Annotated in this window: 9 protein-coding genes; 5 read left to right on the top strand and 4 right to left on the bottom strand. The window is 61.2% G+C overall.

Translation table 11 applies throughout. From position 1 onward, the window contains the following. Positions 1-92: 92 nt before the first annotated feature. Positions 93-2,558 carry a UvrD-helicase domain-containing protein gene (locus E1573_RS14050; protein ID WP_133214649.1) on the bottom strand — a complete coding sequence of 822 codons (2,466 nt, stop codon included), beginning with the start codon at positions 2,556-2,558 and terminating at the stop codon, positions 93-95. Between the two features lie 221 nt (positions 2,559-2,779). On the opposite strand from E1573_RS14050, the gene E1573_RS14055 reads away from it, so the two are divergent. Then, on the top strand, positions 2,780-3,478 hold the full coding sequence (locus tag E1573_RS14055) for a pirin family protein (protein ID WP_133214651.1): 699 nt from the start codon (positions 2,780-2,782) through the stop codon (positions 3,476-3,478). Between the two features lie 81 nt (positions 3,479-3,559). On the opposite strand, the gene pgm is transcribed toward E1573_RS14055, so the two are convergent. The 3 genes from pgm to E1573_RS14070 form a co-directional block, all read right to left on the bottom strand. Further along, positions 3,560-5,197, bottom strand: coding sequence for a phosphoglucomutase (alpha-D-glucose-1,6-bisphosphate-dependent) (gene pgm, locus E1573_RS14060; RefSeq protein WP_133214653.1), 1,638 nt, complete (start codon positions 5,195-5,197; stop codon positions 3,560-3,562). A gap of 95 nt (positions 5,198-5,292) precedes the next feature. Then, on the bottom strand, positions 5,293-7,554 hold the full coding sequence (locus tag E1573_RS14065) for an ATP-dependent DNA helicase (protein WP_133214654.1): 2,262 nt from the start codon (positions 7,552-7,554) through the stop codon (positions 5,293-5,295). Then, positions 7,551-9,203: a VRR-NUC domain-containing protein gene (locus E1573_RS14070; RefSeq protein ID WP_133214656.1), complete on the bottom strand. Its 1,653-nt coding sequence runs from the start codon at positions 9,201-9,203 to the stop codon at positions 7,551-7,553. The genes E1573_RS14065 and E1573_RS14070 overlap by 4 nt, the downstream gene beginning before the upstream one ends. A 301-nt stretch (positions 9,204-9,504) precedes the next feature. On the opposite strand from E1573_RS14070, the gene E1573_RS14075 reads away from it, so the two are divergent. The 4 genes from E1573_RS14075 to E1573_RS14095 are packed head-to-tail and all read left to right on the top strand — an operon-like array spanning position 9,505 to position 16,581. Continuing rightward, complete coding sequence (locus tag E1573_RS14075) at positions 9,505-11,532, top strand: type VI secretion system tip protein VgrG (RefSeq protein WP_133214658.1); 2,028 nt, start codon at positions 9,505-9,507, stop codon at positions 11,530-11,532. After that, a complete protein-coding gene (locus tag E1573_RS14080; RefSeq protein ID WP_133214660.1) occupies positions 11,529-12,380 on the top strand; it encodes a DUF4123 domain-containing protein in 852 nt (283 codons plus the stop codon). The genes E1573_RS14075 and E1573_RS14080 overlap by 4 nt, the downstream gene beginning before the upstream one ends. Next, the gene (locus E1573_RS14085) at positions 12,377-15,661 is read left to right on the top strand and encodes a toxin VasX (RefSeq protein ID WP_256659534.1); all 3,285 of its coding nucleotides are present in this window, start codon (positions 12,377-12,379) and stop codon (positions 15,659-15,661) included. The genes E1573_RS14080 and E1573_RS14085 overlap by 4 nt, the downstream gene beginning before the upstream one ends. Then, a complete protein-coding gene (locus E1573_RS14095) occupies positions 15,658-16,581 on the top strand; it encodes a DUF6708 domain-containing protein (RefSeq protein ID WP_133214662.1) in 924 nt (307 codons plus the stop codon). Before E1573_RS14085 ends, E1573_RS14095 begins: the two co-directional genes overlap by 4 nt. Positions 16,582-16,690 lie beyond the last annotated feature (109 nt).

Below are 16,690 nucleotides of genomic sequence, written 5' to 3' on the forward strand. Positions count from 1 at the left end.
AGAATCCACTGTGGGAGCGGGCTTGCCCCGCGATACGATGTGACTGACAGATCGTAATCGCGGGGCAAGCCCGCTCCCACATAAGCCCGCTTCTACTCGCGGCCGTCTTCGAAGAACGCCTTGCGGCCATCGACCTGACTCGACGCCCGCGGCAGGTTGGCCGCCTCCCCAGTGGGTTTCTCCACATACCAATAGCAATGCTTGGCCGCCCGGGTAATCGCCACATACGCAAGACGCAAGACTTCGTCCTTCTGCGCATTGTCGAACGCCAGTGGATCTCCCGCCCGGCCTAACCCTGCCTGGCGATACACCTGGTTTTTATAGGGTGAACTGGTCAGGTGCTGACAATCACCGAGCATGAACACTGCATCGGCCTGCAGCCCCTTGGCACTGTGGTAGGTCAACTGCCGGAACCGTCGCTGGTTGGCTGGCAGCCCGGCCTCGTGATTAACCAAAGGCTTAATATGCTCTGATATCAATAACTTATCGCTGCTTTTTCGAAACAACATCATCACGGTTTCACCGCGGCGGTAATGCTCCATCAGCGTTTGCGCCAAGGCGGCTTCGTCACGCTCCAGCACTTTGACCGGCAACGGCTCGGCTGCTGCCGGGCCACAGGCCTTGGCTTTCTTGCCGGTGATCGCTGGCGCCGACTTCACGATGTGCTCCGCCGCATCGATGATGTACTGATGGCTGCGGTAGTTGTCCGCCAGCATCACCCGGGTGTTGCTGGGCGCCGGGAACTCCTTGGTGAACTCCATGAAAAACTTTGGCGAACTGCCACGCCAGCCATAAATTGACTGCCAGTCATCGCCCACGCACAGCAACGACGAATGCTGAGCGACACGCCCGACGTTCATCGCCGGGCCGCGGCGGCGGATTTCCCGCAGGCAGGCTCGCAGCCACGAGACGATCTGCGGCGAGACGTCCTGGAACTCGTCGATCATCAAGTGCGCCAGCGGCCGCAGCAGTGGGTCAGGCAGCAGGCGCAGGTTCTCCGGGTTGTTCTCGCCGAACAAGGCAAACATTCGATTGTAGCTCATGATCGGCGGCGACTGGCCGAGCAGGTGCGCTTCCAGCGCCTTCCAGTAAAGGGCCAGGGCTTCGAAGAACGCCGCGTCGCTGTCGCCTGCCGGAAAGCTCATGGCCGCGACCGCCGGGTTAACCTCAAGCCCGAGGTTCTCGATAAAACCTGCAGCACCGACAAAAGCGTCCAGCAACGGCACCGCCGCCAGCTCGCCTTTGACCTTGTAATCAAACCCTGGCCCTGCGACGGCATCGCCCGCCAGCGAAGATGTCAGGCGTTTTGCGGCTGCATAATTTTCCAGCCAAATCACAGGCTTATCGCAGAAAGCTTGAAACAGGGTGCGCTTTATCACCCACTCCGCCCAGACCGGCAACTTGGCACCCGGGCGCTTGTACTGCTGGTTTTCACCCGGGTCGAAACCCAGTACCACCCAGGCATCAAGCTCGGCGATATGGCCATGAACATGGAAGCGACTGCCGTTGATCTCAACCGTCTCACGGCAGGGCTCAATGCCTTTGATCGGCCAGGCACCTGCGGCAAACCAGAGGTCTTCCAGGGTGTCGCACAACTCTTCGTCACGGCTGGCTGACAACTGGGTCACGGCAACACGCTTTTGCACGTCCGGGTGATCGCGATCCAGAGCCTTGAGTTGCAACGCCTCACGGCGCAGGCCAGCTATCAACTCGGCAAACCGTGGGCTGCTGTTAAGCAGGTCGCGGTAACACAAGTTCAGTTGCTGACGCTGAGCGTCGTTGATCCGCAAGTCGAACGGATTGCTCTCTGCGTTGGCTTCACTGCCAGTGGGCATGTCGCTGCCCAGGGTCTCGAACGCGCGCACCTGGCTGAAGCCCGGCAGGCTGCGCACCAGCGGCAGAATGCGTGAGTGGAAGGTGCGCACCAGTTCGCGGGCCTGAACCGGGGTCAGCTCCAGTTGCCAGAGCCCAAACACTTGCCCCAAACGCGCGATGAAGTCTTTGCGCGACTCCCGGGTGAAGGTCACCACGGTCATGGCGTCCAGCTCGTAGCCCAGGTAGTGACGCAACAGCAGGATCCGCAGCACCAGCGAGGTTGACTTCCCTGCCCCGGCCCCGGCAATCACACAGGTCGACGGCGTGTCACTGAAGATCATCTTCCACTGCGCCGCGCTCGGTTGCGCGTGTGCGGGCAGGCGCAAGGCGACGTCGGCCTTGAAGCGCTTTTTCAGCTCGGCGGTCAGTGGCAGGCGCCAGTCGTCGAACAGCTGGTCATCGCGCCCCGGCACGCCGTGGCCCTCCGGACGCGTGTCGCGGATCACCAACACCTGGCGCCCGGCTTCATAGCCGTCTACCCGCCCTTCTTCGTAGCCTTCGCGCAGCCCATCGGCGTGACCGGTGCGTTGGCCACTGGCGTGTCCTTGAAACCAGGAGTCACGATGCTGTGCCTGCAGCCGACTCAAACCACGGCCCAGCAGCCGTGCTGCCAGGCGTCTGATCCAGGGCAGTTGCGCGGGGGGAGTCAACTCCGGGGGTAGCTTGGGACGCTGTTCAGACACACCTGCTCCAAATCAAAAAAACCTGCGCCCATGTTCGCTCCATCGAAGAAAAATCACCAGCTGAATGCTTGCATATCAGTCAATTAGACGATGAAGCGCATAAACCACCGCAGCTCATTAAATCGAATTAATCGATCAGAATTAGCCGAAATTTACGCTTATTTTCGATATTGGATTCAGCCATCATCACTCCATCAACTGACTTACCAGGAGAGCCCATCATGCTGCAACTGCGCCCGTTCAAGAGCCTTGGCCATGCCAACCATGGCTGGCTCGACGCTCACCATCACTTTTCCTTTGCCGAGTACTACGACCCGCAACGGATGCACTGGGGCACCCTGCGGGTCTGGAACGACGACCTGATCGCTGCCGGGAGTGGATTCCCGCCGCACCCGCACCGTGACATGGAAATCATTACCTATGTCCGTGAAGGTGCCATTACCCACCAAGACAGCCTGGGCAACAAAGGCCGTACCGAGGCCGGTGACGTACAGGTCATGAGTGCAGGCACGGGTATTACCCACAGCGAATACAACCTGGAGAAGGTTGATACACGGATCTTTCAGATCTGGATCATCCCTGAGCAGGTCGGACAGGCACCGTCGTGGGGCACCCGGCCCTTCCCTAAAGGCGAGCGCGGTGAAGGCTTCGTGACCCTGGCCAGCGGCCGTGAAGGCGATGAGGGCAGCCTGCGCATTCGTGCCGATGCCCGCTTGGTGGCAGCCACTTTGCAGGCCGGCGAAAGTGCCGAGTACCGTTTTGAAGCTGGCCGTCGCGGTTATCTGGTGCCGGCCAAAGGCCTGATCGAGGTTAACGGTATCCGCGCCGAAGCCCGTGACGGGGTGGCGATTGAGGATGAGCAAGTGCTCACGGTGACGGCCTTGCAGGACAGCGAGATCGTCTTGGTTGATGTGGCCTGATCAAGGGCCTCATCGCGGGGCAAGCCCGCTCCTACAGATGACCTGTGGGAGCGGGCTTGCCCCGCGATTCATATCAAACCATCACGCAATCGCAGCATCCACCAACGCCTGCGCTTCAGCCACTAGGCGCTGCAGGTGCGCTTCGTCAACAAAGCTTTCCGCGTAAATCTTATAGATGTCCTCAGTACCCGACGGCCGCGCCGCAAACCAGCCGTTGGCGGTCATCACTTTCAAACCGCCAATGGCCTGGTTATTGCCCGGTGCATGGCTGAGGATCTGCTCAATCGGCTCACCGGCCAACTCGGTCGATTTGACCTGTTCCGGCGCCAACTTGCTCAGCAGCGCTTTCTGCTGTGCATTGGCTTTGGCCTCGACACGGGTGGCAAACGGCTCGCCCAAGGCTGCGGTCAGTTCAGCATAGGCCTGGCTCGGGTCACGACCGGTACGAGCGGTGATTTCCGCCGCCAGCAGCGCCGGGATCAGGCCGTCTTTGTCGGTGGTCCAGACGCTGCCGTCCTTGCGCAGGAACGAGGCACCGGCACTTTCCTCACCACCAAAGCCCAGGCTGCCATCGAACAGGCCATCAGCGAAGAACTTGAAGCCCACCGGCACTTCGTACAAACGCCGCCCCAGGCGCGCGGTGACGCGGTCGATCAGGCCACTGCTGACCACGGTCTTGCCGACCGCAGCTTCTGCACGCCACTGTGGGCGGTGCTGGAACAGGTAGTCGATGGCCACGGCCAGGTAATTGTTCGGTGCCAGCAGGCCATTCGGGGTAACGATGCCATGGCGGTCGTGGTCCGGGTCGCAAGCAAAGGCCACGTCGAAGCGCTCACGCAGGCCGATCAGGCCCTGCATGGCGTAAGGCGAAGAAGGGTCCATGCGGATCTGGCCGTCCCAATCGACGCTCATAAAGCGGAAGGTCGGGTCGACCTCGGTGTTGACCACTTCCAGGTTCAGCTTGTAGTGCTCGGCAATCGCCGACCAGTAGCGAACACCAGCGCCACCCAAGGGGTCGACGCCCAGGCGCAGGTTGGCGCTACGGATGACCTCGAAATCGATGACGTTTTCCAGGTCGGCGACGTAGCTGCTGACGTAGTCATGGCGATGGGTAGTGCTGGCGTGTAGCGCCTGCTCGTGGTCCATGCGCTTGATGTCTTTCAAGCCGCCGGCCAGCAGTTCGTTGGCCTTGGCCTCGATCCATTTGGTCACGTCACTGTCGGCCGGGCCGCCATTGGGCGGGTTGTACTTGAAGCCACCGCTTTGCGGCGGGTTGTGCGACGGGGTAATGACAATGCCATCCGCCAGGCCGCTGCTGCGCCCACGGTTATAGCAGATGATCGCGTGGGACACTGCCGGGGTAGGCGTGTACTCGTCGTCTTTGGACAGCATCACTTCAACGCCGTTGGCGGCCAGCACCTGCAACGCGCTGGCGGCAGCCGGTGTCGACAGCGCATGGGTGTCGGCACCGATGAACAACGGGCCGTCGATACCCTTGGCCTGACGGTACAGGCAAATAGCCTGGCTGATGGCCAACACATGATGCTCGTTGAAACTCAGGTCCAGCGAGCTGCCCCGGTGCCCGGAGGTGCCGAAGGCAACGCGCTGGCTGGCAACGCTGGCATCGGGTTGGCCGGTGTAGTAGGCGGTCAACAGGCGCGGGATATCCACCAGCACGGAGGCTGGAGCCGGTTTGCCTGCCAAAGGACTGAGCTTCATGCAAAACCTCAAGAAAGGATGTTCAGGGTAATGAAACAACAGAGTTTACTGGCACTTTGACAAGCACGCGACGGCAATACTCCCCTGCACCACGATTATTTCTGCTGCCCGGCCCACCAGGCCGGAAACATCCCTTGCACCCTGGGTTCGGCAAAACGGTCATCGATCAGCATGACCATGCCTTTGTCTTGCGCGCCGCGAATCACCCGGCCAGCGGCCTGAATGACTTTCTGCACCCCAGGGTACAGGTAGGTGTAGTCAAAGCCGGCGCCGAACAGCTGATTCATGCGCTGCTTGATCTGCTCGTTCACCGGGTTGACCTGAGGCAGCCCCAGCGTCGCCACAAAGGCCCCGATCAGACGCGTGCCCGGCAGATCGACGCCTTCGGCGAAGGCACCGCCGAGCACTGCAAAACCAACCCCGCAACCAGCGGGCTGAAATCGCTCAAGAAAGGCCTGGCGCTGCGCCTCGTCCATGCCGGGCGTTTGGCTCCATTGGGGAATTTGCGGGTACGCGCTGGCCAGTGACACCGCCACCTGTTGCAGGTACTCGAAGCTGCTGAAGAAGGCCAGGTAGTTGCCGGGTTCGGCGCGGTATTGCCGGGCAATCAGCTCGGTGATTGGCGCCACCGAAGCGGCGCGGTACTGAAAGCGGGTTGAAACGTCGCTGATCACCTCGACCCGCAACTGCTCAGCGGCAAAGGGGGACGCCACCTCAAGCCAGGCGGTATCCGCCGGCATCCCCAGCAAGTCAGCGTAATAGCGCCGGGGGCTCAGGGTTGCAGAAAACAACGTGACGCTCACCGCTCCCGCCATACGCGGGCCGATCTGCGCAGCCGGTACCACGTTGCGCAGGCACAGTGTCGACAGGCTGCGCTTGCCCGGCCCTACCCGCTTGCTGATATCGAAGAGAAAATGGCCATCGAACAGCTCGCTGACACGGATGAACTGCAGGGCATCGAAGAAAAACTGCATCAAGGCCGGGTCGAGCCCGCTGGGTTGCTGGTTCATCTGCTCCTGAATCAGGCCGACACACTGCTGCAGCGCCTTGAGAAACGCCTCAGGCAAGGTGTCGGCCACCCGATAAGGCGCCAGCTGCGCCTTGTGCAGGGCATTCCATTGGCGGTTGAGACGATCCAGCGCGCTGCCCATCCCCTCGGGTTTGCTACGTCGCAACGCCTGTAACTGCCATTGATCGAGGCTGGCGCTGTACATCTGCCGCGCGCGTTCGACCAGGTTATGGGCCTCGTCCACCAGCACCGCCACACGCCATTGGTTAACCTGTGTAAGGCCATGCAGCAAGGCGCTTTGATCGAAGTAATAGTTGTAGTCGGCCACCAGCACATCGACCCAACGCGCCATCTCCTGCCCCAGGTAATACGGGCAGACCTGATGCGCCAGTGCCACCTCGCGCAAGGCTGCCTTGTCGAGCACAGTCAGCGCCTGAGCGGCCTGGCGAGCCGCTGGCAAACGGTCGTAAAAACCTTTGGCCAATGGGCAGGCCTCACCATGACACGCTGACCCGGGGTATTCGCAGGCCTTGTCGCGAGCCACCAGTTCCAGGCTGCGCAATGCAAGGTCGGGGGCGTTGCGCTGTACCTGGTGCAACGCTTCCAGGGCCAGCGCACGGCCCGGGGTCTTGGCGGTGAGGAAAAACACCTTGTCCAGACGCTGCGGCACCATGGCCTTGAGCAGCGGAAACAGAGTACCGAGGGTCTTGCCGATACCGGTGGTGGCCTGGGCCATCAGGCAACGCCCGGTGCTGACCGCCTTGTATACGGTTTCGGCCAGGTCGCGCTGGCCACGGCGCATCTGCCCATAGGGAAAGCCCAACGTCTGCAACCCGCTGTCGCGCGAGGCGATACGCTGCAGTTGTTGTTCGGCCCAGTGCAGAAACACACGGCACTGGTCGTTGAAGAACTGTTCGAGTGCGGCCGCGCTGCAGTGCTGTTCAATCAGCGTCTGGGTATCGCTGTCGACATCCAGGTACACCAGCGCCAGGTTGATCTCCGAGAGCTGACGCTGCTGGCACAACAACCAGCCATAGACTTTCGCCTGAGCCCAGTGCAACTGCCGGTGATTATCCGGCTGGCGCGCCAGGTCGCCCCGGTAGGTTTTGATTTCTTCCAGACGGTTGAGCTGCGGGTCGTAGCCATCGGCCCGGCCACGCACCTGCAAGGCACCGAACTGCCCCTCAAGGCTGATTTCCGCTTCATAGTCCGCCCCACGCCGGGCCACCACACGCTGATGGCCGCTGATGCCCTCCTGAGCGGTGGGCGACGGGGTAAAGCGCAAGTCCAGGTCGCCCACTTTGGCGCTGAACTCACACAAGGCCCGTACCGCAACGCGATAGCTCATGCTGCAGGCGTCATCCAGCGCACATGACACACTTCCACTGGCAAGCTGTGCGCCGCGCAGAACTCGATCCAGCGCAATTGGTTGTCTTGCAGGCGATCCCCCGGCCCTTTGACCTCGATCATCCGGTAGCGCCGCTGTTCGGGCCAGAACTGAATCAGGTCAGGCATGCCGGCACGGTTGGTCTGGATGTCTTCAAGCAAGCGCTGGAAACACTGCTTCAGATGATCGGCCGGCAGGCAGGTCAGCGCCTGTTCGAGCAGCGGCTCCGTGAGCACCTGCCAATAGACAAACGGCGACTGCAGGCCCTGCTTGCTGACGAAGTGACGGCGAATGGTCTGCTGGTAACGGCCATCGTCCAGCTGTGCCAGGCAGTCATCGAACAGCGCACTGCGGCGTGCCTGAAATTCAGGGTCGTGCAAATCCTGGGGCGCGCTCTGGAACGGGTGGAAGAACGCACCCGGGACCGGCGCAAAGATCGCCTCCCAGCACAACAGGCCGAACAGGCTGTTGAACAGCGTGTTCTCGACGTAATGCACCTGCCCGCCTTCCTGCTCTAGGTGCCGTTGTACCGCCTGCTCCACCCCCAACACCGCGTGTTCGAGCGGTAGTTCCAAGTCAATCAGGCCGGTCAGCGTTTTACTCCGCCGTGGTTGGGGCGGCCCGCCCAGCTTGCGTTGCAGGCGCGGCAGTATGCGCGCCAGCGCCTGCACCTCAAGCGGGCCGGGCGAGCGCTGCGCAACCTCCAGGGCCAGGGCGTGAGCCTGCTGCCACTGCTCACTGCGCTCCAGCACGCGGATACGCCGAATCCTCGCTTGCGGGTGATCGCTGCCCAGGTACACCTGCAAGGCCAAATCCCATTCGCCAAGGCGCTCGCAGTGCTGGCCAAGCTGATACAGCAAGCGCGAACGACGCCGCAGCAGCCACGGGTTGTCACTGGCCAGTGCCTCGACTTCAGCCAGCACCTGCAACACTGGCGCGCCCTGCTCCAGCCATTCGGCGCAGTGATGCAGTGTCAGCGCCAGATCAACGTCACTGCGCTGACGCAACGCCCGCGACTGCTCGCTGAACGCGACGTGCTCGTAACGCAGCACGCCCAGATCCGCCAGGATAAACTCCGACCAGTCCTGATACAGGTTGCCAAAAAACAACAAGCGAAACCGGTCGCACAAGGCTTGCAGCTGCAAGGTGATGATCGGCTCGGCAAAATCCGGTAGCCAGGCGCGCCAGGGCTGCGGCGCCTGATCGAGGGCCTGAAGTTGCTCGAACAGCTCAGCCTTGGCCGCCCGCGGGCGGGCCAGGTGCGGCGCAAAACCGCTGGCGATTTCGTCCTTGCGCAACACCTGAAACAGCTGTTCAAGGCTTAAGGGGCTGTCGTCACGGACCCAGCCCCGTTCAAGCAACGGTTGCAACGCCGGCAGCGGCGGGCCGATTTCAGCGTAAGTGAGCTTACTGGGGCGAAACAACTCCCCCTTACGCATCACCATCCGCACCAACAACGCCCGCGACGCCTGCGGCTGCTCAAGAAACTGCTGGATGAACGCCTGCTCGCCGTCATCGAGCAAATCGGCATAGCGCAAGGCAATCCACTGCAGCACTTGCTCAAAGTTGCGCAGGTAATAAAACGGGTCGTCGACAGAGTGGGCAATCACGGCAGGCTACTGACAGGCATCGATGGCACTGGTTATACATACAGACCCTACCTGTTGGCAACCTGCCCAGATGAACAGCACACCTACGGTAGGAGCGGGCTTGCTGTGGGAGCGGGCTTGCCCCGCGATTCGGTGTGACTGACAGATCGCTATCGCGGGGCAAGCCCGCTCCTACAGCAAGTCCGCCCCCACAAATTGGCAGATGCAGGCGCACTTTCGGAAGCGTCTGACATATTTCCTAATGAAACCTAGGTAGCTTTTCCGGGGTTGATTTTCTACCCGTTTAAGGAAAAACAAGCCTATGTCGACCTCGGCCCACTGCGCACGTTTTACGTTAACAATCCCTGCCGTGCGCAACGACTTCAAAGTCCTTACCTTCCACGGCACGGAAACCATCAGTTCCCTGTACGCGATTCAGGTGGAACTGGTCAGCGAACACCCTGACTTCGCCATCGAAAGCCTGCTCGGTCAACCCGCCTTCCTGCAATTCGGCCACAACGGCGAAGGCCTCCACGGGCGGATCGAAAACGCCCAGGTCGGTGAGCCCGGCAGGCGCCTGACCCGCTATCAAATCACCCTGGTCCCGGCCCTGCATTACCTGCAGTTCAGCCACAACCAGCGAATTTTCCAGCACATGACCGTGCCGCAGATCATTACCCAGGTGCTGCAGGAACATGGCATTCAGGCCGACGCCTTTACCTTCCATGTCAGCCCCAGCCCGGAGCGCGACTACTGCACGCAATACGGTGATGCCTCCGACTTCAGTTTCATCCAGCGCCTGTGCAGTGAAGAAGGCATCGCCTGGCACCATCAGCACAGCGCCGATGGCCACCACCTGGTGTTCACCGACCATCAGAGCTTCTTCCCCAAACTGGCGGAAACGCCCTATCGGCAAGGCAGCGGCATGGTCGCCGACCATCCGGTGGTTAGCCAGTTCGCCCAGCGCTTCAGCACCCGTACCAGCCGCGTCACCCACCGCGACTACGACCTCAAACGCCCGAGCCGCTTGCTCGAAAGCCGCCAGCGCGTCGACTTCACCCCCGCCCTTGAAGACTACCGCTACCCAATGCCCTTCGACAGCGAAGAGCGCAGCAAACAACTGGCCCGCCAGGCCCTGGAACGCCACCGTCTCGACTACCAGCTGGCCGAAGGTGAAAGCGATCAACCCGCGCTGCGCAGTGGTCACTTTTTCGGCCTCACCGAGCACCCGCGCAAAGCCTGCAACGACCTGTGGCTGTTGCTCAGCGTCAGCCACGAAGGCAAGCAGCCACAGGTGGTTGAGGAAGCGGCCAGCAGCACAACTCAAGCCGCAGACGGCTTCAACCAAGGCTACCGCAACAGTTTCAGTGCCATTCCCTGGGACGTGTTCTACCGGCCGCCGCTGGTCAGCCGTGAGGCACTGTTGGTCAGCCAGACCGCCCGCGTCACCGGGCCCGAGGGCGAAGAAATCTATTGCGATGAGCACGGTCGGGTCAAAGTCGAGTTCCACTGGGACCGTGCCGAACTGAACAGCGACAACAGCAGTTGCTGGCTGCGGGTGGCGTCCAACTGGGCGGGTGCGGGTTTTGGTGCAGTCACTGTGCCGCGCATCGGCATGGAAGTGCTGGTCACCTTCCAAGAGGGCAACCCCGACCAGCCGCTGATTACTGGTTGCGTGTCGAACATCCGCACAGCGCCGCCTTATCCGCTGCCCGCCAACAAAACCAAGACCGTACTGCGCAGCCGCAGTACGCCCGACAGCAGCGGCTACAACGAACTGTCGATTGAAGACCGCAGCGGCCAGGAGCTGATCTACCTGCGCGCCCAGCGCGATCTGGAACAAAACATCGAACACGACAGCCGCCTGCAGGTGGGTAACGAGCGTCGGGAAACGATCAAGGGCAACAACATTGCGGTGCTTGAAGCCGAAGAGCAACGCACGGTGACGGCTGACCGCAAGGTCGAACTCAAGGCCAACGACTACCTGCAGGTCGCCAACAGCAGCCACACCCGGATCGGGCAAACGCTGGTGGTTGAGGCCGGTCAGCAGCTGCACCTGAAGGCAGGCGTCCAAGTGGTTCTCGATGCCGGAGCCAGCATCAGTTTGAAAGGCGGCGGCCAGCATATCGTGATCGGGCCCGGGGGCATTTTCAGTAGCGTGCCCATCGTACTCGGTGGCGCGCCGGTTATGGGGGCTCCCGCAGAGCAGGGCCTGCCAACTGTACCGATGACCACCGAGGCGCCGGTTGCGCTGTCACTGATTGATCAGCAAGCGACATTGAAAGACACCGCTGAGCAAGCTGCCGCCGTCTGTGCTGCTTGCCAAAAACCAGCGGAGTCGAACACATGAATCAGGCCTATCTGCTGCTCGATGGCGCTCAGATCGATGATCTGCCGAGCCGCCTGCTGGAGCTTACCGGCAGCACGCCGTATCACATGCTGTATCAACACACCGCATACAGCGGCCTGCTAGCGGTCAGCCCGTTGTTGGTGCCAGTCATTCCGGACAGCCCATTGGCGCAGCATTTTGCCGCGACGTGGCGTTTAACGGCGGGCATCTGGCTGGAGTCCGAGGCGGATCAGGCCGCTGTCGTGCAGCATCTGCGCAGCTTGATTCACGCCCGCATCGAAGGCGATGTCAGCGTTTTCTTTCGCTACTACGACCCGCGCATAACACACTTGTGGCTGGCCGACCTGGAGCCCCAACAACGTGATCGCCTGATGGGGCCGGTCCGCCTGATTTCCTTGCCGCAATCGCTGCTCCCTGGCGGGGTCATCCGTCAGGAAAATCCCGAGCAACCCATTGCCCAATACGCGCATAGGCCTTGGTTATTCCTTCCCCAGGAACGCGTGGAGCACCTGAGTGGCGCCAAACGCCAGCGCCTGGCCCAGCAACTGATCGAACATTGCCAGCAATACGTTCCCGAGCGCCTGCAAGGGCTGGATTCTGAGGCACAACAGCTGTGGGCTCTGGACTGTCAGCGCAGCGCTGAGCGCCACGGCTTTAGTGCCGTCGATCACGTCATGCGCTGGGCCAATGTTTACGCCGTGTTAGGTGATGAGTTTCCCGATGCGGCAAGCCACGCCGTTTACCGCCAGATCCTCGACGACAAAGGGGCTTTACCTGAACAACGCCTCAACAACCTGAGTGCCGAGCTGCGTCGCCAACTGTTCACCACCAAGGAGCTCAGCGCATGAGTGCAGAAAAACTGGCAATGCTCGACCGACTGGCCCAGGCGGATCGCGCCGCCGATGCGATGCCCCACGACGATATCAACAGCTACATCACCCCCTGCCGTGTCAGTCGACCTGAAGTGTTCGTGGTCCCAGTGCGCTATGCCTTGGCCGAAGAACCCGCGTCCCACCCCAGTTGCACCCCCGGCGTGACCACGCGCAGTCATCCCATGGCGGCACGCCGCCTGCGTGGCGGTTTTCTCTACCTGTGGCAACACCAGGGCCCGCTCAAGCGCTATGCCGTCGGGCTGAATGCTTTGCTCAGCGAGCAACCGCTGGACGAAGACGACACCCGCTTGATCGAAGGCACCCTGGCGGGCGTGGCCCTGGCCAAAATCCATGACGCCTGGATGCTCTACTGCGAATACCCGTTGCCCTTGGAACAGTGCGAGGCGTTAAGCACCAGCAGCAGCCTGCGCAGCACGCACATGCGCCAGCTGGCCTTGCGCACGGTGGTCAACGAGCTGCAGGCGCCGCACTGCCCGCCGCTGAGCAGCGCCAAGCAGGTCATCGCCGAACTGATTCCGACTACCTACGCCCGCGCGATGAAGGCCGACCAAAAAAACAACCGGGGTGACGACACCGCCGCGCTGGGTGCGGCGGTGATGAAAGAACCCAGCACCGCCAACATCAACGCCTACACCACGGCGATGCACCGCGCCCGAGAGCGGGACAACATCATTCACCAACACCCCGAGGCCAGCGACGAGGAACCGGGCCTGTGGAGTGCCGAAGCCTGGCAGGGGCAAGGCACCCAGGACTGGCTGGAAACTGCTCAGGCCCAGGCAAAAGGCTGGTTCCCGGTGTTTGCCTGCCTGGATGATGACCTCGGTGTGCTGCGCGATATCAACCATGAGCAAGAGCGGGTGGAAGCGCATCACGAACAGTGGGTCGCGGACAACAACCTGCGCCTGAGCGTCGGCGGCTTTGTCCGCAGCCTGGTCAGTGAAGACGGTGCCGAACTGGCCGGCGACCTCAACTACCGCTACAGGGGCCGCCATTTCAGCCTCACGCCGGAACAGGGCAAGGTCATGCTCGATGCCCGGCATCGCCAGCATCAACTGGACGCGGAACTTAAAGCTGAAACCCAGTCGCGCCGTTACGGTGGTCACCCCACCCAGGCTGAAGCCAATGCCCGCGATGCGCGCATTGCCGAGATCCTCGCCCCGGTGCGGGCCTTCATTCCGGCTGATCTGTACTACGACGCGGAACACCTGGTGCGCCAATACCGCGAGAGAAAACAGGCCAACCTCGATAACGATTTCCTCAGCGACAAGGTCGCTGAGCACATCAACCTGGAGGCAATGAACACCTGGCTTGATACCACCGCGCCCGCGCATTTCCAGCAGGTCGAACAACGCCATACGGCCCTGTTTCGTGACCGTGGCGTGTTCCTCAAGCGCTCGAACAGCGGTACCTGGTTTGTCGACTACCACGACCTCGACAGCCGCCAGTGGCTGACCCAATTGGCCACCGGTTGCCTGACCGCCCAGTGCATCCGCGCCAAGGGCGCCGAACAATACGCTGCCTACGTGCGCGCCGCCGATGGCGGCGCCCTGACTCAACTGTTCCGTGCCTGGATACCGTCGCTCGATGCCGGCATCAACAGCACCACGCGCCTCGGTGAATTGCTGGCAGCACTGGCCGCCGACAACCTCAACGCCACCCGCCAGGCCCTGGCGCCCCTGAGCCAGCCGCTTCTGGATGACCTGGCGCAGATGGCCCAACACGCCAGCCACCCATGGAACGTACTGGTCAACCGCCTGGCGGCGGCCTTGCTGTTGCTCAAAGACGGCGGCGCCTTCAGCAGTGCCTGGCTCGGCATATTCATCGTCGCGCGCCTGGGCAGCGACACGCGCTTGCAACACGTGATCGAAGGTGGCCGCCAGCAATGGAAGCTGCTCGGGGACAAAGCCGAAGGCCTGAGCCGGTGGGCCCGTGATACCGGAAAAGCCATTGGTGGCGGGCATGTGTCACGGATCACCCGCTCGCCTGCTGTGAAGAATAGCGGTGGGGTCGTGCCACTGGCGGCCCTGCTGCTGAACTCGCTGAATGCGAGTAATTACCTGAGTCAGGCTGGGGTGTTGGAGGGGATGGATAGCCAGCGGGTTAATGACACTGCTTCTTCGACTCTGTATACGGCGGCTGCGTTGACGGCGGTGATTGATAGTCAAGTGCGGTTGGGGCTTGGGAAAGATCGGTTTCACTTCTTTAGTACCGCAGCCCCAGCGCTGACTCTGTTTGGCGGGGTGATTGGAGGGCTATCAGCTTACGCGGCCCTAAAGGAATACATGTCACTACAAATACAACTGGAGAGTGCACAAACCCGGATCGATCCGTGGTTGGAGATGCGTCAGACGGTGGTCGGCGGACAGATCGCGGCTTTTGGCACCCAGGCTCTATTGGGCGTCAGCTACACCATGAGAACCTTAGCGGGGGTGATCGGAGTCGAAACCGCCATCCTGGGCTATACGCTGTTTATGGGCCCACTGAACTGGATTATTGCCGCGCTGGGCGTGCTGTACCTGATCACCTGGTACTTCCAGCAAACACCGATACAGAATTTCCTCAGCGGCTGCTGCTGGTCGCACGCACGGGCAGACAATCTGGCGCCGATTGTCGCCGAGGCTCAGCACGCCGAACTCAACCGGCTGTACGACATCCTCTATACCCCCCGGGTCAGCATGAAGAGCCACTTGGACCTGGGCAGTGACCCTACCCCCTTGGGGATGGGCGGCAAAAGCACCATCGATGCCCTGACCATCGACCTACCCGGGGCCGAGCCTGGCAGCGTCTATCTGAAGCTAAGCCTGATGGGTGACCCGTGGGATAGCCAGCTCTCCCGCCACTTGCGCACCAACTGCCCACCCAGTGAATACCGGGAGCCCAGGCCTTGGCGGGACATGACACCCCACTGGCTGCCCAGCAGCACCTGCAGTTGGATTCCGTTCAAGGACGGCCAAGGCTTGCGCCTCAGCGGTCCCTTCAGCGCCGACCGGGAGGTCCTGGGTTCAAAACCCCGCACCGTGTCCCTGCGTGTGTGGTACCGCTCTCCGTTAACCGCGCTGTTAGGCGCACGAGAGTTTATCGGCGGTGAACGGGGCGTGGCTTTTACCCTGAATGAGCACTCAGGTGTGGTTGCTCTTCGCGGCGACCCAACACCAGAACTGGATCGAATACAACGATATGAGCTCGGCGCGGGCCTCCCCGGTTCCTATTCTCTGCAACCCAAGGACAACACATGAGCACTCCACCGGCAGGAACCACGAAAAAACGGTTGTTCTCGCGCAACGACTATCTGGCCCCGCTGCCCATCCCTACGGGTAGAAAACCCTGCGATGTGCTCAATATCATTTGGCGCAAGAACGAGGTGTTTCTCGACATCAGTAATTACAGCATAGGCTCGGCAGTGATGGTGCTATGGCCAATGGTGATGCTGTTTTTGGGGCTGAGCTATGTCTTTAATGACCCAGATGCGTTGGTTTTGGGAGCTTGTATTACAGGCATTCCTATCTTTTTTTTGATCCAGGGGCTGTTCCGTGAAGCGCCCTTACCCGTGCGCTTCAATCGGCAACGCCGTGAAGTATGCGTCCCGCAGGCAGACGGCGAATACTGGGTTGTTCCCTGGGAAAGCGTGACCGCAGCGGCGACGCAGCATTCGTCGGTCAGTCAGGGAGGTAGAGTCACGATGGGCTTATTGGTCATCGGCTTTGAAAACCCTGACCCGCAGGCTAAGGACGACCAAAAGCATTTCTCAATGGGCTTCAACTGTGGCGGTGGCACCACCGCCATGGCGTTATGGGAGTGCATCCGCAGTTATATGGAAATCGGACCGGATGCTGCGCCAGAGGCAGTAGCTCTTGATTCTGGCGGTAGTCTGCACTACTTCATCGACTACATGAGGGATAAGGCCAAAACGCGCGGCTGGTTTCTAACAATATTGTGGGAGGGCTTTGTTGGGACAATAATTTTCAACGCCCCTTTGGCTGTATACCTACAAAGGAAAAAGCTTTATCCACCACCCGACCTGACCTACCCCGCCATCATCGAATGGTCCAAACCACTACCGCCCGAACAATGGGCCAAGCGCTCCCCTGAGTTGGAAATAGCCATCGCCGAGCGTGAGGCTGAGTTGGCTGCGCAGACGGCACAAGAGCAGGCTTGATATTGACCTCAGTGTATCCAGGTGGGAGCTGGCTTGCCCCGCGATGGCGGCTCTTCAGTCACATCGCATCGCGGGGCAAGCCCGCTCCCACCGTGGAGACAAGCGCCAT

The sequence above is a fragment of the Pseudomonas sp. H9 genome, from assembly GCF_004353925.1.
Classification (GTDB): domain Bacteria; phylum Pseudomonadota; class Gammaproteobacteria; order Pseudomonadales; family Pseudomonadaceae; genus Aquipseudomonas.

Excerpts from the sequence above, each read along its gene's own strand:
- E1573_RS14055 (WP_133214651.1), top strand. The coding sequence starts at position 2,780 with ATGCTGCAACTGCGCCCGTTCAAGAGCCTTGGCCATGCCAACCATGGC.
- pgm (WP_133214653.1), bottom strand. The coding sequence starts at position 5,197 with ATGAAGCTCAGTCCTTTGGCAGGCAAACCGGCTCCAGCCTCCGTGCTG.
- E1573_RS14065 (WP_133214654.1), bottom strand. The coding sequence starts at position 7,554 with ATGAGCTATCGCGTTGCGGTACGGGCCTTGTGTGAGTTCAGCGCCAAA.
- E1573_RS14075 (WP_133214658.1), top strand. The coding sequence starts at position 9,505 with ATGTCGACCTCGGCCCACTGCGCACGTTTTACGTTAACAATCCCTGCC.
- E1573_RS14080 (WP_133214660.1), top strand. The coding sequence starts at position 11,529 with ATGAATCAGGCCTATCTGCTGCTCGATGGCGCTCAGATCGATGATCTG.
- E1573_RS14085 (WP_256659534.1), top strand. The coding sequence starts at position 12,377 with ATGAGTGCAGAAAAACTGGCAATGCTCGACCGACTGGCCCAGGCGGAT.
- E1573_RS14095 (WP_133214662.1), top strand. The coding sequence starts at position 15,658 with ATGAGCACTCCACCGGCAGGAACCACGAAAAAACGGTTGTTCTCGCGC.